This window comes from Aeromonas bestiarum (assembly GCF_000819745.1).
Taxonomy (GTDB): domain Bacteria; phylum Pseudomonadota; class Gammaproteobacteria; order Enterobacterales; family Aeromonadaceae; genus Aeromonas; species Aeromonas bestiarum.
Genome location: NZ_CDDA01000032.1, coordinates 114,259 through 135,853, shown reverse-complemented (window position 1 = coordinate 135,853; position 21,595 = coordinate 114,259). Strand labels below are relative to the sequence as shown.

The 21,595-nt window shown below is 57.3% G+C and carries 20 protein-coding genes and 1 pseudogene; 8 read left to right on the top strand and 13 right to left on the bottom strand.

Annotation, left to right across the window (positions count from 1 at the left end; genetic code table 11):
* Positions 1 to 201: 201 nt before the first annotated feature.
* The gene (locus tag BN1118_RS16730) at positions 202 to 1,497 is read right to left on the bottom strand and encodes an SLC5/6 family protein (protein WP_043557169.1); all 1,296 of its coding nucleotides are present in this window, start codon (positions 1,495 to 1,497) and stop codon (positions 202 to 204) included.
* A gap of 248 nt (positions 1,498 to 1,745) precedes the next feature.
* Between BN1118_RS16730 and BN1118_RS16725 the strand changes: the two genes are divergently transcribed.
* The 4 genes from BN1118_RS16725 to BN1118_RS16710 all read left to right on the top strand — a co-directional run bounded on the left by BN1118_RS16725 (position 1,746) and on the right by BN1118_RS16710 (position 4,879).
* Positions 1,746 to 2,129: a RidA family protein gene (locus BN1118_RS16725; protein ID WP_043135200.1), complete on the top strand. Its 384-nt coding sequence runs from the start codon at positions 1,746 to 1,748 to the stop codon at positions 2,127 to 2,129.
* Between the two features lie 22 nt (positions 2,130 to 2,151).
* Positions 2,152 to 3,441, top strand: a complete 1,290-nt coding sequence (locus BN1118_RS16720) for an L-cysteine desulfidase family protein (protein ID WP_043557168.1) — start codon at positions 2,152 to 2,154, stop codon at positions 3,439 to 3,441.
* A gap of 55 nt (positions 3,442 to 3,496) precedes the next feature.
* Positions 3,497 to 4,150 (top strand): helix-turn-helix transcriptional regulator, encoded by a 654-nt coding sequence (locus BN1118_RS16715; protein ID WP_043557263.1) that lies wholly within the window; start codon positions 3,497 to 3,499, stop codon positions 4,148 to 4,150.
* 141 nt (positions 4,151 to 4,291) lie between these two features.
* A complete protein-coding gene (locus BN1118_RS16710) occupies positions 4,292 to 4,879 on the top strand; it encodes a histidine phosphatase family protein (RefSeq protein ID WP_043557167.1) in 588 nt (195 codons plus the stop codon).
* 103 nt (positions 4,880 to 4,982) lie between these two features.
* Here BN1118_RS16710 and BN1118_RS16705 read toward each other — a convergent pair whose 3' ends face one another.
* Complete coding sequence (locus BN1118_RS16705; protein ID WP_043557165.1) at positions 4,983 to 5,432, bottom strand: very short patch repair endonuclease; 450 nt, start codon at positions 5,430 to 5,432, stop codon at positions 4,983 to 4,985.
* Between the two features lie 68 nt (positions 5,433 to 5,500).
* Between BN1118_RS16705 and BN1118_RS21340 the strand changes: the two genes are divergently transcribed.
* The gene (locus tag BN1118_RS21340; RefSeq protein WP_084214182.1) at positions 5,501 to 7,087 is read left to right on the top strand and encodes a DNA cytosine methyltransferase; all 1,587 of its coding nucleotides are present in this window, start codon (positions 5,501 to 5,503) and stop codon (positions 7,085 to 7,087) included.
* Positions 7,088 to 7,216: 129 nt separating this feature from the next.
* Here the strand turns inward: BN1118_RS21340 and BN1118_RS21335 are convergent, their stop codons facing one another.
* A complete protein-coding gene (locus BN1118_RS21335) occupies positions 7,217 to 8,308 on the bottom strand; it encodes a response regulator (RefSeq protein WP_167336117.1) in 1,092 nt (363 codons plus the stop codon).
* Positions 8,301 to 10,457: a sensor histidine kinase gene (locus BN1118_RS21330; protein WP_084214181.1), complete on the bottom strand. Its 2,157-nt coding sequence runs from the start codon at positions 10,455 to 10,457 to the stop codon at positions 8,301 to 8,303. The genes BN1118_RS21335 and BN1118_RS21330 overlap by 8 nt, the downstream gene beginning before the upstream one ends.
* 551 nt (positions 10,458 to 11,008) lie before the next feature.
* Between BN1118_RS21330 and BN1118_RS16690 the strand changes: the two are divergent.
* Positions 11,009 to 11,387, top strand: a pseudogene (locus tag BN1118_RS16690) (VOC family protein).
* Positions 11,388 to 11,528: 141 nt separating this feature from the next.
* Here BN1118_RS16690 and BN1118_RS16685 read toward each other — a convergent pair.
* Positions 11,529 to 13,118 (bottom strand): alpha/beta fold hydrolase, encoded by a 1,590-nt coding sequence (locus tag BN1118_RS16685; protein WP_043557160.1) that lies wholly within the window; start codon positions 13,116 to 13,118, stop codon positions 11,529 to 11,531.
* A gap of 207 nt (positions 13,119 to 13,325) precedes the next feature.
* Positions 13,326 to 14,672, bottom strand: a complete 1,347-nt coding sequence (gene gdhA / locus BN1118_RS16680) for an NADP-specific glutamate dehydrogenase (RefSeq protein WP_043557159.1) — start codon at positions 14,670 to 14,672, stop codon at positions 13,326 to 13,328.
* 670 nt (positions 14,673 to 15,342) lie between these two features.
* On the opposite strand from gdhA, the gene rluF reads away from it, so the two are divergent.
* A complete protein-coding gene (gene rluF, locus BN1118_RS16675; RefSeq protein WP_043557158.1) occupies positions 15,343 to 16,377 on the top strand; it encodes a 23S rRNA pseudouridine(2604) synthase RluF in 1,035 nt (344 codons plus the stop codon).
* Between the two features lie 53 nt (positions 16,378 to 16,430).
* Here the strand turns inward: rluF and BN1118_RS16670 are convergent, their stop codons facing one another.
* Together BN1118_RS16670 and BN1118_RS16665 are read right to left on the bottom strand one after the other, a co-directional pair.
* The gene (locus BN1118_RS16670; RefSeq protein ID WP_043557157.1) at positions 16,431 to 17,684 is read right to left on the bottom strand and encodes a cyanate transporter; all 1,254 of its coding nucleotides are present in this window, start codon (positions 17,682 to 17,684) and stop codon (positions 16,431 to 16,433) included.
* Positions 17,677 to 18,210 (bottom strand): nucleoside deaminase, encoded by a 534-nt coding sequence (locus BN1118_RS16665; RefSeq protein WP_043557156.1) that lies wholly within the window; start codon positions 18,208 to 18,210, stop codon positions 17,677 to 17,679. Before BN1118_RS16665 ends, BN1118_RS16670 begins: the two co-directional genes overlap by 8 nt.
* 110 nt (positions 18,211 to 18,320) lie before the next feature.
* Between BN1118_RS16665 and BN1118_RS16660 the strand changes: the two genes are divergently transcribed.
* Entirely contained in the window at positions 18,321 to 19,163 is an 843-nt protein-coding gene (locus BN1118_RS16660) for a LysR family transcriptional regulator (protein ID WP_043557155.1), read from the top strand.
* Between the two features lie 30 nt (positions 19,164 to 19,193).
* On the opposite strand, the gene BN1118_RS16655 is transcribed toward BN1118_RS16660, so the two are convergent.
* The 5 genes from BN1118_RS16655 to BN1118_RS16640 all read right to left on the bottom strand — a co-directional run bounded on the left by BN1118_RS16655 (position 19,194) and on the right by BN1118_RS16640 (position 21,575).
* The gene (locus tag BN1118_RS16655; protein ID WP_043557154.1) at positions 19,194 to 19,661 is read right to left on the bottom strand and encodes a GyrI-like domain-containing protein; all 468 of its coding nucleotides are present in this window, start codon (positions 19,659 to 19,661) and stop codon (positions 19,194 to 19,196) included.
* Positions 19,662 to 19,701: 40 nt separating this feature from the next.
* Positions 19,702 to 19,857 carry a pleiotropic regulatory protein RsmS gene (gene rsmS, locus BN1118_RS21325; RefSeq protein WP_084214180.1) on the bottom strand — a complete coding sequence of 52 codons (156 nt, stop codon included), beginning with the start codon at positions 19,855 to 19,857 and terminating at the stop codon, positions 19,702 to 19,704.
* An 82-nt stretch (positions 19,858 to 19,939) separates the two neighbouring features.
* Complete coding sequence (locus tag BN1118_RS16650) at positions 19,940 to 20,410, bottom strand: acyl-CoA thioesterase (protein ID WP_043135262.1); 471 nt, start codon at positions 20,408 to 20,410, stop codon at positions 19,940 to 19,942.
* Positions 20,411 to 20,430: 20 nt separating this feature from the next.
* Positions 20,431 to 20,730, bottom strand: a complete 300-nt coding sequence (locus tag BN1118_RS16645) for a hypothetical protein (RefSeq protein WP_043557153.1) — start codon at positions 20,728 to 20,730, stop codon at positions 20,431 to 20,433.
* A complete protein-coding gene (locus tag BN1118_RS16640; protein ID WP_043557151.1) occupies positions 20,727 to 21,575 on the bottom strand; it encodes a DMT family transporter in 849 nt (282 codons plus the stop codon). Before BN1118_RS16640 ends, BN1118_RS16645 begins: the two co-directional genes overlap by 4 nt.
* Positions 21,576 to 21,595 lie beyond the last annotated feature (20 nt).

The window sequence follows — 21,595 nt, the reverse complement described above, 5'->3', positions numbered from 1 at the left end:
GATACCCGAAGTGGCGGGTGCGTACCGCGATGGCTGGATATTACCCTTAGCCGGCGACGTCCGGTGAGACTGGGGTGCAAGTTGTGATCCCCTTGGCTTTTTCGGGGCAGGGCGGGGCTGTATGAGTCAGACAAACGGGCCACCCAGAGGGTGGCCCGTTATCGGTTGAACATTGGGCCGCGCGGCCCGGTTGGCGGCGGGTCAGTTGAACGCCAGGAAGGGCGAGACGCAGAGCAGCAGGCCGGTGATTATGATGACGTAGAGGGAGGCGCCCTTGTACTTGTGCAGCGCCGGCACCTGATAGACCAGATAGGCCGGGATGAGGCATCCTACCATGCCGAAGATGGGGCTGCAGATGGAGGTGAAGCTCAGCACGGGGGCGTTGAGCACGATGGCGCCCCAGGAGAGCAGCACGGTGAACAGCATGATGCCGCGACCCACCAGCCCCTTGTTGATGCGATCTTCCGGCATCATCCGGCGCAGCAGGTTCATCGCCAGTCCCTGGCAGGCCTCACGAAAGCCCAGGTAGACGCCGAAGTAGGCGGTCATCACGGCGAAGATGTTGAGGGTCAGGCTCAAGAGCTTGAGGGTTTGGCCCGGCATGCCTTGCGCCACCATGGCCAGCGCCGAGATGTTCTCTTCGGAGGCCTTGACCGCCTGCTCGTGGCCCATGGCCAGGGTGAAGGAGACGGCGTAGAAGAAGACCACCACGAACAGGATGCCGAAGGCGATGTTCATGGCGCGCATCGCCTTGAAGCGGGCCACTTCCAGCGACTTCTCCCGCGAGCGGTAGGAGATCACCATGGGGCTCAGGCTCTGGATGAAGAGGATGGAGGTGAGGGTGAAGGGCAGCATTATGATGGCGTCCTTCATCCAGTCACCGGCCGCCGGCATGGCGGTGATGTTGGCCGCATCCCACTTGTCGACCATCATGAGGCCGAGCACGGCCACCACGCTTATTTTGGTCAGCACCATGAAGGTGGAGATCTTGAACAGCAGGTTCTCGCCGCGCGACGCCAGCGCCACCAGGCCGCAGATCAGCACCAGGCCGTAGAAGGGGTTCTCGGAGAGCAGCTGTTGGGTGACCCCGAAGCTTTGCAGGAAGGAGGCGCTGTCATTGGTGATGGCGGTGGAGTAGACGAACACCCAGATCACCAGCATCACGAAGTAGAGGGCGCCGAGCAGCATGCCCCAGTTCTTGCCGAGGTAGCCGGTGATGACGCTGGGGTAATCCTTGCATTCGGGCGAGGTGGCCAGGGTATTGATGAAGAGGCGCTGGAACATGTACATGGCCGGGTAGCCGATCACCGCCGACAGCAGGAAGACCCACAAGCCCATCAACCCCACCTGCACCGGCAAAAAGACGATCCCCGCGCCTATGGCCATGCCGATGCTCATGATGATCCAGCCCCAGTCGGTGCTGTCAAAACGAACTGCTTCTTTCCATTCCAGCGTGCCCATGGCGGGCCGGGTGAGTGTCGTGCTGTGAGCGTCCATGGTTGACCTTGTTGTTATGTGAGTGATTGTTGGCGCAAATATAGTTGAATAAAAAACCCTAAACAATGGCGGGTTTCTCTCATCGGCTCAAATCGGAATGGCGCTCACAGTTTGTGTTAATGCGGCGTTATCGCGCTAATCTGGTTTTAAATTTATAAAATAGTTGAACGAATGGCTTTAAAAGCAAATAATGTTGCATGAAACAAATTGCACAAGTGCAACATTATTTGAATGTAAGTGGAGGCCATATGAAAACCATCATCACATCAGCCGCAGCACCCGATGCCATCGGTCCCTACAGTCATGGCACCGCCTATGGCGACCTCATCTTTACCTCAGGCCAGTTGCCGGTGTGTAAGCAGCAGGGCGGCGTGGTGGAGGGGGGGATCGCAGCCCAGACCCGCCAATCGCTGGAGAACCTGAGATCCGTGCTGGAAGCGGCCGGTGGCAGCCTGGATACAGTGCTCAAGACCACCTGTTATCTGGCGGAGATCGGCGATTTTGCCCAGTTCAATGCCGTCTACAAAGACTACTTCCAGCAAGATTGCCCGGCCCGCAGCTGCTTTGCAGTGAAGGATCTGCCGATGGGCGTCAAGGTTGAAATCGAAGCGATCGCCCACATCGCCCGTTAATGCTGATAAAAAGGTTCCCGCAATGAAGCAAGCATGGCAGCAGTATCTGCAGATTATTCAACAGGTTGTCAAACCGGCGCTGGGCTGTACCGAGCCCATCGCCGCCGCTTATGCCGCCGCCGTCGCCGCTCGGCAACTGGGCTGTGAAGTCCGGCGCATCGAGGTCGCGGTGTCGGATAATCTCTACAAGAACTCCATGGGGGTCTATGTGCCCGGCACCGGCAAGATAGGGCTGGCCATAGCGGCCGCCGCCGGCGCCATCGGCGGCAAGGCCGATGCCGGACTGGAGGTGCTGGCCGCCATCACCCCGGCGCAGGTTGCCCGGGCCCAGACCCTGATCGATGCCGGTGGCGTCCAGGTCAGCCGCACCGAGGCGCCCGAGTTTATCTACTGCCGCGTGAGTGTGTTCGGCGCTGATGAGAAGGGGGAGGAGCACAGCGCCGACGTGACTCTGTGCGGCGGCCATACCCGCATCGTCGAGCAGCGCCGCGACGGCGAGGTGACCTTCACCGCCGATCAGAGCCAGCGTGGGGCCACAGGCGCCATCTGTGACGGCGTCGACATCAGCATCGCCGCCATCCATGAGTTCGCTACCCAGGTGGAATTTGAGCAGATCCGCTTCATCCTCCAGGCCTCCGAGCTCAACGGCAAGCTCTCCGACGAGGGGATGAATCACCCCTATGGCCTGGAGATAGGTCGCACCATGCAAAAGAGCATCAGCGCCGGCTTCATCGGTGAGGATGTGATGAACCGCATAGTGATGCGTACCGCCGCCGCCTCCGACGCCCGCATGGGGGGCGCCAGTCTGCCGGCCATGAGCAACTTTGGCAGCGGCAACCAGGGCATAGCCGCCACCATTCCCGTGGTGGTGATCGCCGAGCGCTACGGCGCCAGCGAGGAGCAGTTGGCGCGGGCCCTCATTATGAGTCACCTGGGGGCCATCTACATCAAGTCCCACTATCCGCCCTTGTCGGCGTTCTGTGGCAACACTGTCACCAGCGCGGCCGCCGCCATGGCCATGGTCTATCTGGCGGGCGGCAGCCTGGCGCAATCCTGTCACGCCATCCAGAACGTGCTGAGCGACAGCGCCGGCATGGTGTGTGACGGGGCGAAAGCCTCCTGCGCCATGAAGGTGAGCACCTCCTCCGGCGCGGCCGTGCGCGGCTTCCTGATGGCCATCAACAGCCATTCGGTGTCGGGGCAGGGGATCGTCTCGCACGATGTCGAGCAAACTATCAAAAATATCGGGCAGATGGTAAAAGACGGCATGTCTGCCACAGACACCACCATTATCGACATCATGTCTGCTTGATCACGCGACCTGGCTGCTGCCGGTGACGGGCAGCAGCACTACCATGAAGGCCCCCATGAAACTGCAAGAGTTGACCCCGACTGACTTCGAGATCCTCAAGGCGATGGAGATCATAGTGGATGGCATAGCCGCCATGTATGGCCAGCACACAGAGGTGCTGCTGCACAGCCTGGATGTGCGCAATCCTGCCATCATCAAGATTGCCAACGGCCATATCACGGGCCGCAGTGTCGGGGCCCCCATCACCAACCTGGCGATGATGAAGCTCAAGAGCGGGCAGGATATCTCCAGCCCCTACATGACCAAGTGCGCCACCGGCAAGACGCTGCGCTCCCTCACCACCGTCATTCGCAACGGCGAGGGGCAGGCCATAGGGCTGCTCTGCATCAACACCGACATGGACGCCCCGCTGCAATCCGTGCTGCGCACCATGATGCCAGAGTGCATGCAGCACCATGAGCCGAGCGGCACGCCGGAAGTGTTCGCCCGCAACATAGACGAGGCCCTCAACAGCACCATAGACACAGTCAGTGCCGAGGTGCGTGGCAACGATGCCGTGCCGCCATCCCAGAAGACCCGGGTCATGGTCAACCAGCTGCATGATCTGGGGATCTTCGAGCTCAAAGACAGCGCCCAGATAGCCGCCCGCCAGCTCGATATCTCGGTGCACTCCATCTACCGCTACCTGCGGGAAATCAAGAAAGGCTGAGCCCGCCCAGCCTGAACGTCGTGGCAGGAACCGGGTCAGCCCTGACCCGTTTGCCCGCCCTTTGCTGCCAGCTGAGTCTCCATCGCCCCGCTCATCTGTTATCATCTGCCCTTTCGTCTATCTCAACTTGCTGGAGAAACCATGCCTCGCACCCTCTATCTGCTGCGCCACGGCCAAACCCGCTATAACGCCGAGCTGAGGCTGCAGGGGCGCTGCAACTCGGATCTGACCGCCAAGGGGGAGGCGCAAGCCGCCGCCATGGGCGCTCGCCTGCGCGACCTGCTGGATGACGCCGCATGCTGGACTCTCTATGCCAGTCCGCTCGGTCGGGCGCGGCAGACGGCGCAACTGGTGTGCCAACAGCTTGGGTTCGATAGTGAGCGCATCGTCTGGGACGAGCGGCTGGTGGAGCTGGACATGGGGGAGTGGGAGAGTCGCCGGGTGCCCGAGCTGCTGGCGGCCCACCCAGGTCTCGATCTCGAGCAGCCCGACTGGTATCTGCAGGCCCCTGGCGGTGAAGATTTTCAAGGCATACAGCGCCGGGCCCGGAGCTGGCTGCAGGATGAGCGCATTGCCGAGCGCGCCATCGTGGTCTCCCACGGCCTGTTCGGCGCCATGCTGCGCGGCGCCTATGCCGATCTGGACTACACCACCACCTGGTCACAAGAGCTGCCGCAGGATGCCTTCTTCAAACTCAGCGGCGGCCGGATCGAGCGGATCGCCTGCTGACCCCGACGAAAACGGTTCGCCACTGGCGAGCCGTTTTTTTTGAGCGTGGAGGGCTTGCTCTCGAGCAAATGGTAAAGGGCTTCATGCTTCCCTGTCAGGCAACTCAGTAGTTTGGGTAGTCAGGCCAGTTCAGCGATGTTGTGGTCCCCCTGATGATGGGGGGCAGCCACTCCAGAGTGGTCTCATCCATTCCTTTCAAGCCGCACTCCCAGATCTTGAATACTCTCCAACCAGCGTGGATCAGCAGGTTCTCCACTTTTTCATCGCGGAGCTTGTTGGTCGTAAACTTCTGCAGCCAGAACGCGGTGTTGCTCTTTGGAGTGGCAGCATAGGGACAGTTGAGATGACGGTGCCAGAAGCAGCCATGAACGAAAATGCAGAGTTTATAGCGTGGGAGAACGATGTCGGGTGAGCCGGGAAGATTTTTCACATGCAATCTGAAACGAAAACCCCGTGCATGTAGGTATTTTCGTAACAGGATTTCGGGACGGGTATTTTTGCTCCCTATGCCTGACATCATCGCAGAACGGGTTTTTGCATCAACAACATCCATGCTTTCGCTTCCTCGACGTCACGCTTCCTGGTATCTTTACGGCCTGATCAAAAACACAGTAATTCGACATGACCACTTTTTCACCCCCCATCCCCGTTGTCGACTTGTTTGCCGGTCCTGGCGGGCTGGGTGAGGGCTTCTCCTCTCTCAATGATGGTAAGGCATTCGAGATCCAGGTCTCTGCTGAGAGGGACCCTGTTGCCCACCAGACATTGAAACTTCGCGCGTTCTATCGACTGCTCAAGAATCATAAGCCCGAGTTCATTCAGGATTATTACCAGTTCTGCAACGGTGATGCAGAGAATCCGTTCACGGAAAACACCATCGATCTCTGGGAAAAAGCGGAGGAAGAGGCGTTGTGTCTGGAGATCGGCAGTGAAGAAGGCAATCAAGAGCTTGATCACGCGATAGCCAAGGCGTTTGAAAAAAAGAGTGAATCCCAGCCTTGGGTACTGATTGGCGGTCCGCCTTGTCAGGCCTATTCCATCGCCGGACGTTCAAGGAACAAAGGCAAATCAGATTACAAGGCTGAAGAGGATCATCGTCATTTCCTCTATAAAGAGTATCTGCGGATTATCCAGAAGAATCGCCCAGATATTTTTGTCATGGAAAATGTCAAAGGAATCTTGTCTTCAAAGATAAATGGAGATTTTATTTTTCATCAGATCTTGCGCGATTTGGCCAGTCCCAATGTGGCCTTGGATATGCCTGATGACGGTCTTAGATACAAAATCGTCTCCTTGGTAAATGACGAAATATATCAGGATGGTGATGATCCCAAGTCGCTCGATGCCAAGAAGTTCATCATTCAGGCCGAAGAGTATGGAATTCCTCAGGCCCGTCATCGTGTGATTCTTCTGGGCATTCGCAGCGATCGCGTTGGTACCGAGTTGCCGAAACTGCCAAAGCTGTCAAAGTCAGATGCCGTAACGGTCAAGCAGATCATCGGGAATATGCCTGCATTGCGGAGCAAGCTCAGCAAGCAAAGTGATTCATACGAAAATTGGGAGTCTTCAGTAAGAGACCAGTTGATGTCTCTTAGCGTGTCTGCACAAAGGGGGCCGGATCAGATAAAACCTCTTTCAGCAAAATTGGTTGCAGCAGCAGAGCATCTGAATGCACAAGAAACGGGTGGGCTGCGTTGGGCTAAAAGTAGTGGTGAAGGTGTCATCGGAATCAGCGAGTTCGATCATTGGTATTCTGAGACCAGACTGAAAGTCTGGTTGAATCATGAAACCAGAGGACATCGGATCGACGATCTGGCACGTTATGGATTTGCGGCATGTTTTGCAGAAGAACATGGGCGTTCACCAAAGGGCCACACAGATTTCTGCCTGCCAGGACTAGCCCCGGATCACAAGAATTGGGAGTCAGGTCAGTTCTCTGACAGATTCAGAGTACAACTGGCTAATACACCATCTACGACTATTACTAGCCATATATCCAAGGATGGTCATTACTTTATCCACTACGATCCAAAACAATGTCGCAGCTTAACAGTGAGAGAGGCAGCACGTTTACAGACATTTCCAGATAATTATTTCTTTCGAGGAGGAAGGACTCAGCAATACCATCAAGTCGGTAACGCAGTGCCTCCATTATTAGCTAAAAAAATAGCGAAAATTGTATATCATATACTGTCATCAAAGTGTTGAATTTTATACATACAAGATAAAATAAAGAATATAGTGTTTTTATAAAATGGCACTAGTATTAAACTGGTGCCATTTTTCGTAAACAATATTATTTTATATGTTGAGATTTATTTATGTAATATAAGTGTATTATGCCTCAATTTTTTTATTGGCATCTATAACCATGTCTAATTTACCATGATCTATATCTGGTTGACCTTGCCTTGCATAGTATGATGAAAAACGTGAGACAATATCTTTCACGAATGCGGGTGATATTTGTGTTAGAGTTTTTTCAAATTGGTGACTTAACTCTTCTTCTGTGTAGGTTGAAATCATTCTGAAATTTATTGCGCCACCACAAAAAAATGCTACTTTAGGAAGCCAATGAAAATATCCTGCTTTGTTATTTTTATATAATTTATCAAGCTCATTTTGGTTGTTTTTTGATAGATTGTCGAATTTAAATGTAGGAAATACATCCTTTATATGCTGTATTTCAACAAGAAGAGCTCTATCTGTATTGCAACCTCCACCATTTCGCTCGGCAAGATCGCATGCAGGGTTCATAACGATAAAACACTTACTCGTATCTTTCGTCTTTAAAATGCAACCTGTATTTAATCTGGTAGACGTGGGAGGGTATATATACATTTCCTCTGGATAACATTTATCCACATCATTATCTAAAAGTAGCATCAGATGGTTTAATGTATGTCTAAGAAGAGCCTTTTCAGTTCTTTCTTGATTGTCACGTCCATACCTTATCCAACTTTTTCTTTGGGGAAGAAGATTTTCAATAAATATCTTGCTCAGGAACTGTTCAATTTCCCCTTTGCCTCCCATTATTTTTGTCAACCCAGTTGAATATAGTCCATACAACTCACCAATTATGTCAGAATATTTTGAGTCTCCTTTTTTATAAATACAGATGAGTGGAAATCCATCTACTTCAGCAACATCAGGAGTTCCTGTCATAATAGCTACAGGAATTCTTTTCAGGTCATTTTTTATTGTTTTAATAACCTCATTACCTTCATTTCCATCACCAGCCAACTTCATATCTATAATTGCACCATCATAGATAAAATTGCTCACTGACATTTGAGCCTCTGTAATATCTTTACATACAGTTATGTTAATCTTGCAAGTGTGATCTTCTCCATAATCATGAGCTGCATTTAGGCAGTTTTGTTGATCTTGTTCATTATCTTCTACAAGTAAGAGATTTATTTCAATCATTTAAAATATCCTTTCTCTGAAGTCTAAAATAAGCACCAAGTGATGACTCTAAAGCATTTAATTTTAGATTGTTTCTATCTGCAGCCTCACCAGCAATCGCTAACCCAATACCACTGCCTGATGGTTTTGTACTAAATTGTGGTTCAAAAATAAGACCGTCAATAATTAATGAAGGTTCGATCCCTGGTCCAGTATCTCTGAAATCAATATATGATAGTTCTCCATTCTCTTCTACCACATCAACTATAACTTTTTTAATAGTAGATATATTCTTCATCCAGAATATACTATTGTCTATTAAGTTGGCAAATACTGCATGGATATCTTGTATCCAAGCATCAAATATAACGTCATCACTACAGTTTATCTCATATGTTATATGATAATCTTCCATCTCTTGACCAAATATTTTAAATGTATTAAATATTTCTCTCTTAATGTTAAGTGGTTTTCTAGAGGCTCTTCTCCCTGTAGCAAGAGGATCCAATCGTTTGAATAAATCTGATAATATCGCAGAGTTTAATTCAACACCTTGCGTTATTTCTATTATCACATCAAGATTATTGTCATCTCCGGTTTCTATAAATTTTTTCCTGAATCTTGAGATACGAGGAACTTCATTTTTAAAATAACTCAAAGGCCGACGTCCTTCATGAAGCACTACGTTAATTATCTTGCCAAGAGTAGCTTGTCCTTGATAGGTGGCAACAGCACGACGGATATCTTCAGCTGCATTTGTTTTCTCTTCTTCTTCTCGGTTAATCAAAGCAATAACAGCGCTAGTCGCACTTTCGGCGATGCCATGATCTAGAAGAGATTTTCGGATTTCATCTTTTAAACTGTCAAAGGAAAATATTTTTTCTAATGCACTTTCGACCTTTAAAGCTGGCCGACTTAGCCCTGCTTTACGACGGTAACTAAATCGGCGTTCTTCTAGCTTCCCAATCACTGCTTTGGTAATGATTCTAAGCTGCTCATATGCCATATTTTCACGAAGACCATCACGGGCACTTTTTTCAATTAAATTTGATTGCTCTTCAGACTGAATAAGAACATATCCGATCGCTTGGTTATTACCAATGCGTAGAGAAGGATTTTGAACGCGCTGTTCATTAAGTTTTAACCAATCAAAATCGGCATCTCCAAGAGGGCGGATTCTGAATCCATTGCGATAAACACCAATCCCATTAGATTCATTCAACAGTTGTCTAGCCTGAAGTTTTCCAACATAATTTCCGTATTCATCTTTCAGGCCTCTATTAATTAAAGAGTCTATGGCTTCAGCCTCACGATCATAAACTCTAATGTCAAACGTTAACTCCCCGCATTCAGTTTTTTTATTTATGTCAAAATGTATTGTTTCGTTCACAGCATTCTTTATTTTCTGAAGGGAATAGTTAAGCGTACCTTTTCCATCAGAATTTATATTTCCTGATATCCGATAGTCAAAAAGATCAAATATAGGGTATGGTTCAATAGTTTCATTGATATCAGAAATGTTGGGAAAATCTGATATTTTTAGTTTTATTTCAAAATCATGATTTTGCGAGTTTATAGCAGATGCGGCTGGTGACATGAGCTTTTTCAATTCAAATCTAAGCCGGTCAAACTGACTTTTAGTCCACTCTTCAAAGTTTTCTGAATTACCAGTGATTGTTAGTTTTGTCCCTGTACTTTCTTCAGATTGGTGACTTTCAATCAATATTTCGACATCATCTAAATAATCAGCATTTTCAAAACTATCCCATTCAACAAAAACTGTGGTCTTTTCTTTATCGATAGATACAGTCTCAAGGAGAAGATCAGAGCCAAGAACAGAAGCCGCGTAACGCCCAACCCCTTTTCTTCCTTGCATCACTCGCCCTTTAGGACTAATTTTTCGTTCTAGCTTATCTTTAGTTGATGGCACCATCCATTTACTAATTACTGTATCTCTGGACATGCCATGACCATAATCCATTATGGTGACAGTGTATCCTGTGTGATCTTCTCTAGCGGTAAAACAGATGTCTACTTTTGTAGAGTCTGCATCATAAGCATTTTTGACTAATTCAACAACTGCAGCATAACTATTTTGAATAAGTTCCCTACCAATTGTTAATAGATGTCGACCTGCCGGCCTTATTTTGTATGATTCACTTTCGTTCATAAGTATTCTTCCAATTATTAGTTGAGAGTTGCTCTGAGTAATAGATGTTTTTTACAAGACTATTGGGTGATTAGCAATCTGATATCAGCCTCCAAATATCGTCTGCAAAAAGGACTAACTTGGTACCTAGCATACCATCGCTTCTAGTTTCTGATAGATGGTGAATTCACAAAATCATACATTGCAATCATAAAATGATTGCCGAGAGCGAAGAATGCCAAACAGAGTCTGGCTAAGTAGATGAAATCGACCTATAACAGACCATTTTGGCTGCCATAGGTAACGAAGATGAAACCCTGTAGGCTCGACGAGCTGTGTGCTGACGGGAACTTGTTAGACCAAATAAGCTGTTAACCTCATCGTTGCGTCTTACACCACGGTCGCGGACGGTTTGACTGGATATTATGGAGGTGCCGCCAATGGCGCTCCTTGTTATATCTCGGGTAACCAGGGGGCGGGGACGTCATCGGGGCAGGCCAGGCAGCCGGGTTGGCTGTCCGTGCTTTTATCACAGCCGACAGCTGTTGCTGGTATCACCACCAAGAGGAACCATGATCAGCCACATCGACCATCTGGTATTGACGGTGAGCGACATAGAGCGGGCCGTCGCGTTTTACAGCTCTGTGCTCAACATGGAGGCCATCACCTTTGGCAAGGGTCGCCGGGCGCTGCGCTTTGGCAACCAGAAGATCAATCTGCAACTGCCGGGGCAGGAGCCACGCAACCGGGCGCAACCGGGCGCAGGTGGGGGCGGGGGATCTCTGCCTCATCACCCGCTGGCCGCTGGAACAGGTCATAGCCCAGCTTCACTGTCACGGGGTCGAGATAGTGGAGGGGCCCGTCACCAAGAGCGGCGCCTGCGGGCCCATCGAGTCGGTCTACTGTCTGGATCCGGATCAGAACCTGGTCGAGATCAGCCGCTATCCCTGATGGCGCTGTCTGAGCCCTGCCGGCGAATGCTGCGGGCCCTGCCATTGCTTGAACCCGTCAGACCCTATCGTAATCAGCCGCCTCTGGAGGGGGATGACGCCCCTCGGCTGACGACTCGCGCTTGGTTGCCTGCCTACCGCCTTAAAAGGGTGAGTCCGGCGTATCCGCTTCATCCAAAAACGCGTCTATGTCGGCCCGATAGTCGGCATCGCTGCGATCGTTGCCGACCTGTGCCGGCTGCCCCATGGCTGCCGACGGGGGCTGGGTTGGCGTCGTCAGCGTCTCCATCACCCGCGCCTGCAGATAGGGATAGAAGGGGTTGGAAGAGGTGCGGGTGAGGGAGCCGGGATTGACGATCAGTACCCCGCGCTCGCCGCGCAGGGCCAGGCCACCCAGGTTGATGCCGTACTGGTTCATCTGCTCGGGGCGTGGCGCCATGCCATAGAGGGGATCGTCCATGGGGAAGGGCAGGGCCACGTGGGAGAGGGAGTAGATCTCCTTGGGATAGTCGATGCCAAGGGGCAGGATCTGCTGCGGCCCGCCGCCCGCGGCCAGGGTGCTGGCCTGGGTCTGTGGACGGGACGTCGCCTCGTTGCCCACCACCGTCAGCCGATAGGGCTGGGGCTGGCTCGGCAGCAGGTGACTCAGGGCCAGCTCGGAGGCGCTGTTCATCAGGGGGCCGAAGACAGAGCCGCGATTGATGTCGAACAGCACCAGCTCGCTGCCGTTGGCCGGCAGGAAGTGGTAGAGATCGGCGATGATGGAGCGGGTGCTGACCGTGTAGTCCATCACAGACTGGAAGGTGAGGGCCGGGGGGAATGCCGCCAGCTCGCCACTGGCCGCCAGCTGGCGCACCTGCTGCTGGATGGCGTGGGTCAGCCGGTAGGATTGGCGTGCCCCGTTGACCGGGAAGGAGTTGTATTTGAACGGATTGAACTCCGGCATGATGCCGAGCCAGGCCGCGTTGGCAAAGGCGGGCAGCAGGGCGGGCACCGCCTTCAGGCCGGCGAAGCGGGCAAAGCGGGTCACCCCTATCATGGGGGAGATGAGTACCAGCCGATCCGGCCTCGCCAATGTGCCCGTCTTGTCTTCCAGCGCATCCAGCGCGTATTTCACCGCCAGCGCGCCGCCGTTGGAAAAGCCCACCAGATGCAGCGGCAACTTGCCCGGGGCCAGCACCCTGGCCTCGCGTACCGCCAGTCGGGTGGCCGCCAGCCAGGTTTCCCACTCCATCTTGACCAGCCCGGCGGGCACGGTTCCGTGGCCGGGTATACGCAGGCCCAGGGCGATGAAGCCCTGCTCGCGATAGCGCTGGGCAAGGTGGCGCAGGCTGTAGGGGGAGTCAGTCAGGCCGTGCAGGAACACGGCCACCCCCTTCACCTCGCCATCCGGGCGCAGCAGGTAGGATCGGTTCCAGTTATCGCGAAAATGGGCGGGATTGATGGGCGCATCCTGAAAGTAGCGATTGCCCGCCAGCTGTTGCTCCGGCGGCGTCTTGGCGACCACCTCCCGCTCCACCAGACTGAACAGCTGCTGCTCGCGGGTCAGGTAGGCTTGCCAGTCGCTGCTATCGAGCTCCTCGGCACTGAGTTCGGGTGGCACAAAGGTATGCCACAGTTGCAGCGGCGCCGCCTGCCAGGCGAGGTAGGCGATCACCCCCCAGCCGAGCAGCAGCGCCAGCAACAGGGTCAGCAGAGAGATGCGAAGGAGGCGACGGGTACGAGCCAGCATGAAACTGTCCTTGGCGATGAAGAGGGGGCCGGCACAGGTTGGGGCGGGCTGCCGGGATGAGCGCTGCGATTTGAATGCAGAAATATGGTCTAAAGCCTAATGGAAACAAGGTGATAAGTACAGGTAATGGCAGGTGGCAAGGCCATGAAAAACGCGGCAGCCCCTGGGCTGCCGCGCTGTGTGTTGGGCCTGGTCAGTTGAGCTGAACTAGCAGACCCCCTGCGCCAGCATGGCATCGGCCACCTTGACGAAGCCGGCGATGTTGGCGCCGCTCTCGTAGTTCACATGGCCCTCGCCATCCTGTCCGAAGCGGACACAGGTGGCGTGTATGCTGGTCATGATCTCCCTGAGGCGGGCATCCACCTCTTCCCGGCTCCAGGAGAGGCGCTGGGCATTCTGGCTCATCTCGAGGCCCGAGGTGGCCACGCCCCCCGCATTGGCCGCCTTGCCCGGGGCAAACAGCACCCGGGCCTCGTGGAATAGCGTGATGGCGGCGGCGCTGCTCGGCATGTTGGCCCCCTCGGCCACCAGCTGCACGCCGTTCGCGATGAGGGTGACGGCGTCCTCTTCCCCCAATTCGTTCTGGGTGGCGCAGGGCAGGGCAATCTGGGTGGGCAGATGCCAGGGCGTGCGGCCGCTCAAAAATTCCAGTCCCAGCTCGTGGGCATAATCGGCAACCCGCTTGCGCTGCTCGTTCTTGAGTGCCATCAGGCGAGCCAGCTTGTCGGGGGTAAAGCCATCCGGATCATGGACAGTGCCACCGGAGTCGGAGGCGGTGATCACCCTGGCGCCGAGCGCCATCGCTTTCTCGATGGCGTATTGGGCCACGTTGCCCGAGCCCGATACCGACACCGTCATGCCCGCCAGCGACTGATCGCGATGGGCCAGCATGGCCTGGGCGAAATAGAGCAGGCCGTAGCCGGTGGCCTCGGGGCGAATGAGACTGCCGCCAAAGGAGAGTCCCTTGCCGGTGAAGACGCACTCGGCGCTGTTGGTGAGCTTCTTCATCATGCCCGCCATGTAGCTCACCTCGCGCCCGCCCACCCCGATATCGCCGGCCGGCACGTCTGTGTTGGCCCCCAGATGGCGATAGAGCTCCAGCATCAGCGCCTGGCAGAACCGCATCACTTCTCCCTCGCTCTTGCCCTTGGGGTCAAAATCGCTACCCCCCTTGCCGCCGCCCATGGGCAGGGTGGTGAGGGCGTTCTTGAAGGTCTGCTCGAAGGCGAGGAACTTGAGCACCGAGAGATCCACCGAGGGGTGAAAACGCATGCCGCCCTTGAAGGGGCCAATGGCCGAGCTGTGCTGGATGCGATAGCCGCGATTGACCTGCACCCGGCCCTGGTCGTCGACCCAGCTAACCCGAAACTGGATCAGCCGCTCCGGCTCCACCAGCCGCTCCAGCAGGCCGTGCTGCAAATAGCGGGGGTGGCGTTCCACATAGGGCCAGATGGAGGCGACCACCTCGCTCACCGCCTGAATGAACTCGGGCTGGTGGGGGTTGCGGCTGGCCACCTGGGCCAGAAAATCCGTCTGGGATAGGGAATGACTCATCTGTAACTCCTGTAGTGAATGATGAAATTGGCCTCTTGCCAGAGAAAAGCGCATGCCGTGCATCCAAATTTATGATTTGTGTTGGGGATGAATGCGGACAAAGATTTGGTTTTGTGTCTGGTTTGCCAACGATTGTTGTGTTGGCCGCCGAAAACCACAGAAAACCGGGATGGCTGCAGCAAGATAATTCGCGACAACGAAAATCTTTTTATGCATTTTAAGTTAATAAATAGCAAGTGGTTGTTGGTGGTGTAGGGCGCGGGGGCAAGCCGGTTGCATATGGCGTGAATATTTTCAGGGTGAAAATGGGAGGCTCTTCTGCCTCGCCCTGGTCGCCATTTTTTAATCTTTCTCTTCGCCGTATCCCGGCCTTGCCGTGTTGGGCGCGGAGCAATGCACCAGCGGTGCGGCCGCATAATGGCATGACGCCACGCACATTTTGGGGGCGCGCGTCGCCGTGGATGGCAAGTATCCGGCGTGCTGGACGGGGCAATATGCTACTGTAGCGGCGTTTTTTGATGGTTAAGCTGGCCTTGGCCTTTTTGAAGATGGAATGGTATGCAGAACTTTGACGTAGTGAATCGGCTGATGCAGCAGACAGCCTCCCCGGCCTGGCCGGAACCGGCAACCGCGCAACTGGATGGGGCTATCGGCCTGTGGCAGGTGACTCATGCTGGCTGATGAATCCATGCGCCTGAACAAATACATCAGCGAGAGCGGCATCTGCTCGCGCCGTGAGGCCGACCGCTTCATCGAGCAGGGCCAGGTCTTTATCAATGGCAAGCGGGCCGGGATCGGCGATCAGGTGTTTGCCGGGGATCTGGTCAAGGTCAATGGTCAGGTGATCGAGGCGCGGGAAGCCGACAGCCTGGTCTTCATCGTGCTCAACAAGCCGGTGGGCATAGTCTCCACCACTGAGGCGGGCGAGAAAGACAATATCGTCGACTTCGTCAACCACAGCACCCGCGTCTTCCCCATAGGGCGGCTCGACAAGGACTCTCAGGGGCTCATCTTCCTGACCAACCACGGCGATCTGGTCAACAAGATACTGAGGGCGGGCAACGATCACGAGAAAGAGTATCTGGTGACCGTCGACAAGCCGGTGACCGACGAGTTTGTGCGCGGGATGGCGGCCGGTGTGCCTATCCTCGGTGCCGTCACCAAGAAGTGCAAGGTGAAGAAAGAAGCGCCCTTTGTGTTTCGCATCACCCTGGTGCAGGGGCTCAATCGCCAGATCCGCCGCATGTGCGAACACTTCGGCTTCGAGGTGACCAAGCTCGAGCGCATTCGCATCATGAACGTCAGCCTCAAGGGGCTGCCGGTGGGCGAGTGGCGGGATCTGACCGACGACGAGCTGATCGAGCTGTTCAAGCTGATCGAGGACTCCTCCTCCGAGGTGAAACCGGCCAAAGGCGACAAGCCCAAGGTGGCCAAAGCCGCTGTTGCCCAAACCGGCAAAGCGGCGCAAGGCAAGAAGCCGCGCCGGGATGATGATCACGAGATAGGCGGTCGTCCCAATGTGCCGGGCCCGGAGGCCTTCGAGAAGAAGAGCCCGGTGGGCAAGGTCGGATCCGGTAAAGGGGCTGCCAACAAAGGCGGCGCTGGAAAAGCCGCCGCAGGCAAAGGGGCCCCCAGCAAGGGCGGCAAACCGGCCGCAGCCAAACCACGAGCCGGCCAGTCCGGCCGTCAGAAGAAGGGGCGCTGAGGCGCAACCCTGAGCGGCGTCAGCCCCTCCTTGTTATCCCCAAAACACCGGCCTCAGGCCGGTGTTTTGCTTTGGGCCTGACTGCTGGCCGTGGCCGCAGACGCTGGCAACCTCATCACCTTGGCATAGCTGCGCGGATCGAGGCGCAGCACCAGCAGGCTCATCAGCAGCAGGCCCCCCAGCTGCCACTGCCAGGCGGCGGCGAAGTCACCGCTCAGGTGATGGAGGCGGGCGGCCACCCAGGGGCCGGTCGCCGCTAGCATGAAGCCAAATCCCTGCATCAGGGCACTGAGGGTGCCAGCGCGGCGCGGGTCGGGCAGGTGATCCAGCGCTATCACCATGATGAGGGAGAAGCTGCCGCCAAGACCTGCACCACACAGCATGCACCAGAGGATGGGGGAGGCTTGTGGGGCGAGCCAGAGGCCGCCAAATCCCGCCAGTTGCATGACAATGGCCAACCCCATCCAGGGGCGCCGGTCTGTGTTGCGGGCCGCCAGCAGCGGCAGGCCGAGACCGCTGGCGGTCTGGGCCAGAGCCAGCCAGGCTACCAGCTCCCCTCCCTGCTGGGCGCTCCACCCTTGTGCCATGTAGGCGGGTGCCAGCCAGGCGACGACTATGCCGTAGCCGCTGTTGATGATGCCAAAGCAGCCGATCAGCAGCCAGCTGCGGGGCAGGGCGATCAGCCGCTGCTCGCCGTGGGGAATGGCGACCGCAGTGGCGCCTGGCAGCCGTACCCGCCAGATAAGCCAGACCATGGCCAGCAGCACCGGCAGGCTCCACAGCGCCAGCGCCCGCGACCAGTCGAGGCTCGCCGCCAGCTGCGGGGTGAGGCTGGCTCCCAGCGCCCCGCCCCCCATCATGCAGGCGGAGAAGATCCCCATCACCAGGGGCACCTTGTGGGCGAAGCGCTGCTTGATAAGGCCGGGCAGCACCCCTTGCACCAGCGCCGAGCCCAGGCCACAGAGCGCCGCGCTGGCGATCAGCAGGGCGCCGCTCTGGGCATCGAAGCGCATGGCATTGCCCATCCCCAGCAGCAAGAGGGCGGCCCCCAGCAGTTGGCGCGGGCCTGTGAGACGACGCAGGGCAGGGGTGATCAGCACGCCGACCCCGATAAGCCAGAGCGGCAGCAGGGTCAGCCAGGCCAAGGTATCCATGCCGAGCCCGAGCGCCTCGGCAATGTCGCGGCTCAGGGGGCCAATGGCGGTGAGAAAGGGGCGCAGGTTGAGGCCAATCAGGATCACCAGCACCAGCAGGGCCAGTGCCTGCTTGCCATCGGTGGCGGCACCGGCGGGCAGGCCCTTACTCATGAGCCGGCTCCGCCTGCGGCTTGGGAGCCTCATCGCCATAGAGGCAGGCGGCGCTGATGGAGCTCGGCAGCTTGATGAGGGGCAGGGGGGGCGGCTTGAGGGGCAGTCGCAGCTTGTCATAGCTCGATGTGCTGTCAAAGCCGAAGGGGGCCGCATCCTGATTGTCGAAGGCGTAATAGACGGCGCGAATGCCGTTCATCACCAGGGCGCTCAGGCACATGGGGCAGGGGTGACCGCTGGCATAGACGATGGCCCCCGCCAGCGGCCCCACCTGGCTGGCCTGGCGCAGGGCCTCCAGCTCCGCATGGCGGGTGGGGTCGCCGTCCAGATGCATGGCGTTGACGGCGCTCGCCACCAGTTGCCCATCCTGCACCAGCAGGGCGGCGAAGGGGCGACCACCCTGCCGGCGGTTGTAGAGGGCCAGCTGCAACGCCTGCTCCAGCCACCCTTGATGGGCGGGATCCGTGAGGGCGGTCAGCGAGGAGACAAGGCGAGTGCCTGTGGAGTCGACAGGGGTATGGGACATGAGAAAGACCTTGAGCCAATGAGGGGAGCAGACCAGCCTAGCGGGGGATCCAGCCATGGGGAAATTAAATGATAGAATGGCATTCAGTGGTTTTGTAAATGGAGTGCCCCATGCTGGATCCCCTGTTGCTGCGCAGCTTCGTCGCCATCGTCGACACCGGCAGCTTCACCCGCGCCGGTGAGCGGGTGCACCTGACCCAGTCCACCATCAGTCAGCAGATGCGGCGCCTCGAGCAGCAACTCGGTTGCCCGCTGCTTGACCGCTCCGGCCGCCAGGTGGTGACCACGGCGGAGGGTGAAAAGCTGTTGGGGCTGGCTCGCCGCATCCTGGCACTGCTGATGCAGGCCGAGGAGCAGGTGACCGAAGGGAGCCTGCAACTGAGCCTGGGGGTGCCGGAGGACTTCGCCGCCGGCGCCATGGCCCCTGTGCTGGCGGCCTTTGCCCGCGACTATCCGCAGGTACGGCTGGAGGTGCACAGCGGCCTCAGCCACGAGATCTGGCAGCGGTTCGAGGCTGGCGAGCTGGACTTGGCGCTGGTCAAGCAGGCGCGGGGGCAGGGGGCGCCGCTCGCCAGTTGGCGTGAACCCCTGGCCTGGGTCGACAGTCGCGACTGGCCCGCCAGCGAGCGAGACCCTCTGCCGCTGGTGGTGTTCCCGAGCGAGGGGCTCTATCGGCGGCAGATCACCGAGGCGCTCGATGGAAAGGGACTGCGCTGGCGCATCGCCTATGTCAGCGCCAGCCTCGCCAGTTTGCAGGGGGCCGTGAGTGCGGGGATCGGGGTCAGTCTGTTGCCAAGACGGCTGCTGCAACCGGATCAGCGGGCGCTGAGCCACTGGCCGGCGGTGGCGCCGGTGGAGTTGGCACTGCACCTGGGGGCGGAGCGCGGCGAGCCGCTGACTCGCCTCGGCGAGGCCCTCATCAGCCTGTGCGACCAGGTGATGGGGCCTGCCTGAATGGTTGGGCTCGCCGTCGAGGGGTCAGCCTCAGGCCATGGCCTGGCGCGGCAGCACGGCGAGCCAGAGCTCGACCTCGCCGCTGCCGGTGTGCGGGTCAAAGGCCGCGCCATAGCGTTCGAAATCGGGCTTGTGGGCGGACTGGTAACCGGACTGCGCCAGCCAGTCCAGCGCCTGCTGCCAAGTGTTCGGCATGGTCGAGACATGCCCCTGATGCAGGAAGACGGCATAGCTCTGGGGTTCGATGCGCATTCGCCCCAGGGTCTTGGGCAGCACCTCCAGCGCGGCGACTTCCACCGCACACATGTATTCGCATTGGGTGGCGGTCACGCCGCAGATGACGCCATAGGCATGCTCGCCCAGCTGGCCTGGCAACGGGCCCAGGGCGCTGAAGTCACGCCATTGGCCGCCGAAGTCGGCGTGGGCGAAGGCATGGTGACGGCGCAGGCCGCCAAACAGCATGGGGCGGCCGGTTTCGAAACGGATAGGACCTGTCATTGTACCTCCTGTGCGGGGTGGGGCGGCAGCACGGCCGCGCTCAGCGATCCTTGCCTTCTTTGAGCTTGCGTTGATAGTCCTCGGAGACGATGGCCAGCGCTGCCAGGGCCAGCGCCGGATCGATCCGGTTGGTTTCCAGCAGCTCGATGAGATCCACCGCGAGCTTGACCTCGGGCGGGGCATTTTCCAGTGACATGACAGACTCCGTAATGGGCAAAACGCCATTATACAGAGCCGCACCCGGATAGGGATCGGCCCAGTGTCACGGGCGATCCGGCTCAGAGGTGCTGGCGCATCTCCTTGTCTATCTCCTCGCGCAGGGCCATCAGTTTCTTGGCGTACTGCTGCAACTGCCGATCGGCGGCCGAGACAGGTTGCCACTGGGGCACTGGGGTTGGTGTGCCCGTCTCGTCCATGGCCACGAAGATGATGATGCAGTGGGTGGTCTTGTGGCGCTCCCGGCTGGCCGGGTGGCGGCTGTAGACATCCACTGCCAGGTGCATGCTGGTGGTGCCTGTGTGGATCACCTGGGCGTGCACCTCCACCAGCTGGCCTATCTGGATGGGGCGAAGGAAGCGGATCCCCCCCACGTAGACGGTGACCGCGTAGCCGCCGCACCAGCCGGCGGCGCAGGCGTAGCCCGCCTGATCTATCCACTTCATCACCATGCCGCCGTGCACCTTGCCGCCGAAGTTGACGTCGGCGGGCTCGGCCAGGAACTGCAGGGTCAGCTCGCGGGGCGGGGTCAGATTCTCTCCAGGGGCCGGGTTCATTGACGGTAACTCTTGCGATAGGCATCGGCCTGCTGGCAGGGGGGCAGGCTGTTGAGATCGGGCCGCTTGTTGCCCTCCCGCTGGCCGAAGCTGGCGAACTCCTGCTGGCATTTGGCGGCCTTGCCACCCGCCTTGATGCAGGCGTCGATCCGCTGTTTCTTGCCCTGTTCGACCAGCTGTTGCTGGGCTTGCTGGCAGGCGGCATCCAGTTTGGCCTGCTGGGCTTCCCTGTCTTCTACCGCGGCCAGCAGGCTGGCCGAGAGGCTGCAACCGAGCAGCAGTATGGCAATTTTCATGGCTTGTCTCCTGAAGGGGGGCGTCCCGCTATGACCAGGGCTATGCCCCCCAGAATGCCCAGTGATGACAATAACAACCGCAGTGACCAGGACTCATCCAACCAGATGAGACCGGCCAGCGCCGCGAGCAGGGGCACCAGCAACTGCACGCTGGCGGCCAGGGTGCGCCCCAGCTGGGGCAACACCTGGTACCAGAGTGAATAGCCCAGACCGGAGGCGAGGGCTCCCGAGGCCAGGGCATAGCCGATGGCGGCCGGGCTGGCCTCAAGCTGACCCAGCAGCAGATAGAGAAGGCTGGCCGGCAGGCTGGCGCGCAGGAAGTGGCCGGCATTGGCGGCGACCGGATCGGCAAAACGCGATGCCTGCAGGGTATAGCAGGCCCAAGCGATGCCGGCCGCGATCATCAGGGCCGCGCCCAGGGGATCCGGCGCCCGGATGCCGGGCAACAGCAGCAGTACCAGCCCCGCCATGGCGAGCAGCAGACCGGCCCACTGGCGCCGTGGCAGAGATTCCCCGCGCAGCAGAGGGGGCGCCAGCATGCTGAGCTGAACGGCGGCAAACAGCAGCAGGGCGCCAGTGCCCGTGGTCAGGGTGAGATAGGCAAAGGAGAAGGCGGCAGCGTAGACGAGGAGGGCCAGGGCGCCGCCCCAGTCTCCCTGGCGAGGCATCGGCTGACGGGCCCGGCACAGCAGGAGCAGCACCAGGGCGCCACTGGTCAGCCGCAGCAGGGTGAACAGGGCCGGATCCATCCGTTCTTCAAACAGGGCCAGACGGCAGAGCACAGAGTTGGCGGCGAACGCCGTCAGGGTCAGCAGGGTCAGCAGCAACAGGCGTGGCAGTGGCATCCATTCACCTTGAGTTCAGT

Excerpts from the sequence above, each read along its gene's own strand:
- BN1118_RS16730 (WP_043557169.1), bottom strand. The coding sequence starts at position 1,497 with ATGGACGCTCACAGCACGACACTCACCCGGCCCGCCATGGGCACGCTG.
- BN1118_RS16725 (WP_043135200.1), top strand. The coding sequence starts at position 1,746 with ATGAAAACCATCATCACATCAGCCGCAGCACCCGATGCCATCGGTCCC.
- BN1118_RS16720 (WP_043557168.1), top strand. The coding sequence starts at position 2,152 with ATGAAGCAAGCATGGCAGCAGTATCTGCAGATTATTCAACAGGTTGTC.
- BN1118_RS16715 (WP_043557263.1), top strand. The coding sequence starts at position 3,497 with ATGAAACTGCAAGAGTTGACCCCGACTGACTTCGAGATCCTCAAGGCG.
- BN1118_RS16710 (WP_043557167.1), top strand. The coding sequence starts at position 4,292 with ATGCCTCGCACCCTCTATCTGCTGCGCCACGGCCAAACCCGCTATAAC.
- BN1118_RS16705 (WP_043557165.1), bottom strand. The coding sequence starts at position 5,432 with ATGGATGTTGTTGATGCAAAAACCCGTTCTGCGATGATGTCAGGCATA.
- BN1118_RS21340 (WP_084214182.1), top strand. The coding sequence starts at position 5,501 with ATGACCACTTTTTCACCCCCCATCCCCGTTGTCGACTTGTTTGCCGGT.
- BN1118_RS21335 (WP_167336117.1), bottom strand. The coding sequence starts at position 8,308 with ATGATTGAAATAAATCTCTTACTTGTAGAAGATAATGAACAAGATCAA.
- BN1118_RS21330 (WP_084214181.1), bottom strand. The coding sequence starts at position 10,457 with ATGAACGAAAGTGAATCATACAAAATAAGGCCGGCAGGTCGACATCTA.
- BN1118_RS16685 (WP_043557160.1), bottom strand. The coding sequence starts at position 13,118 with ATGCTGGCTCGTACCCGTCGCCTCCTTCGCATCTCTCTGCTGACCCTG.
- gdhA (WP_043557159.1), bottom strand. The coding sequence starts at position 14,672 with ATGAGTCATTCCCTATCCCAGACGGATTTTCTGGCCCAGGTGGCCAGC.
- rluF (WP_043557158.1), top strand. The coding sequence starts at position 15,343 with ATGCTGGCTGATGAATCCATGCGCCTGAACAAATACATCAGCGAGAGC.
- BN1118_RS16670 (WP_043557157.1), bottom strand. The coding sequence starts at position 17,684 with ATGAGTAAGGGCCTGCCCGCCGGTGCCGCCACCGATGGCAAGCAGGCA.
- BN1118_RS16665 (WP_043557156.1), bottom strand. The coding sequence starts at position 18,210 with ATGTCCCATACCCCTGTCGACTCCACAGGCACTCGCCTTGTCTCCTCG.
- BN1118_RS16660 (WP_043557155.1), top strand. The coding sequence starts at position 18,321 with ATGCTGGATCCCCTGTTGCTGCGCAGCTTCGTCGCCATCGTCGACACC.
- BN1118_RS16655 (WP_043557154.1), bottom strand. The coding sequence starts at position 19,661 with ATGACAGGTCCTATCCGTTTCGAAACCGGCCGCCCCATGCTGTTTGGC.
- rsmS (WP_084214180.1), bottom strand. The coding sequence starts at position 19,857 with ATGTCACTGGAAAATGCCCCGCCCGAGGTCAAGCTCGCGGTGGATCTC.
- BN1118_RS16645 (WP_043557153.1), bottom strand. The coding sequence starts at position 20,730 with ATGAAAATTGCCATACTGCTGCTCGGTTGCAGCCTCTCGGCCAGCCTG.
- BN1118_RS16640 (WP_043557151.1), bottom strand. The coding sequence starts at position 21,575 with ATGCCACTGCCACGCCTGTTGCTGCTGACCCTGCTGACCCTGACGGCG.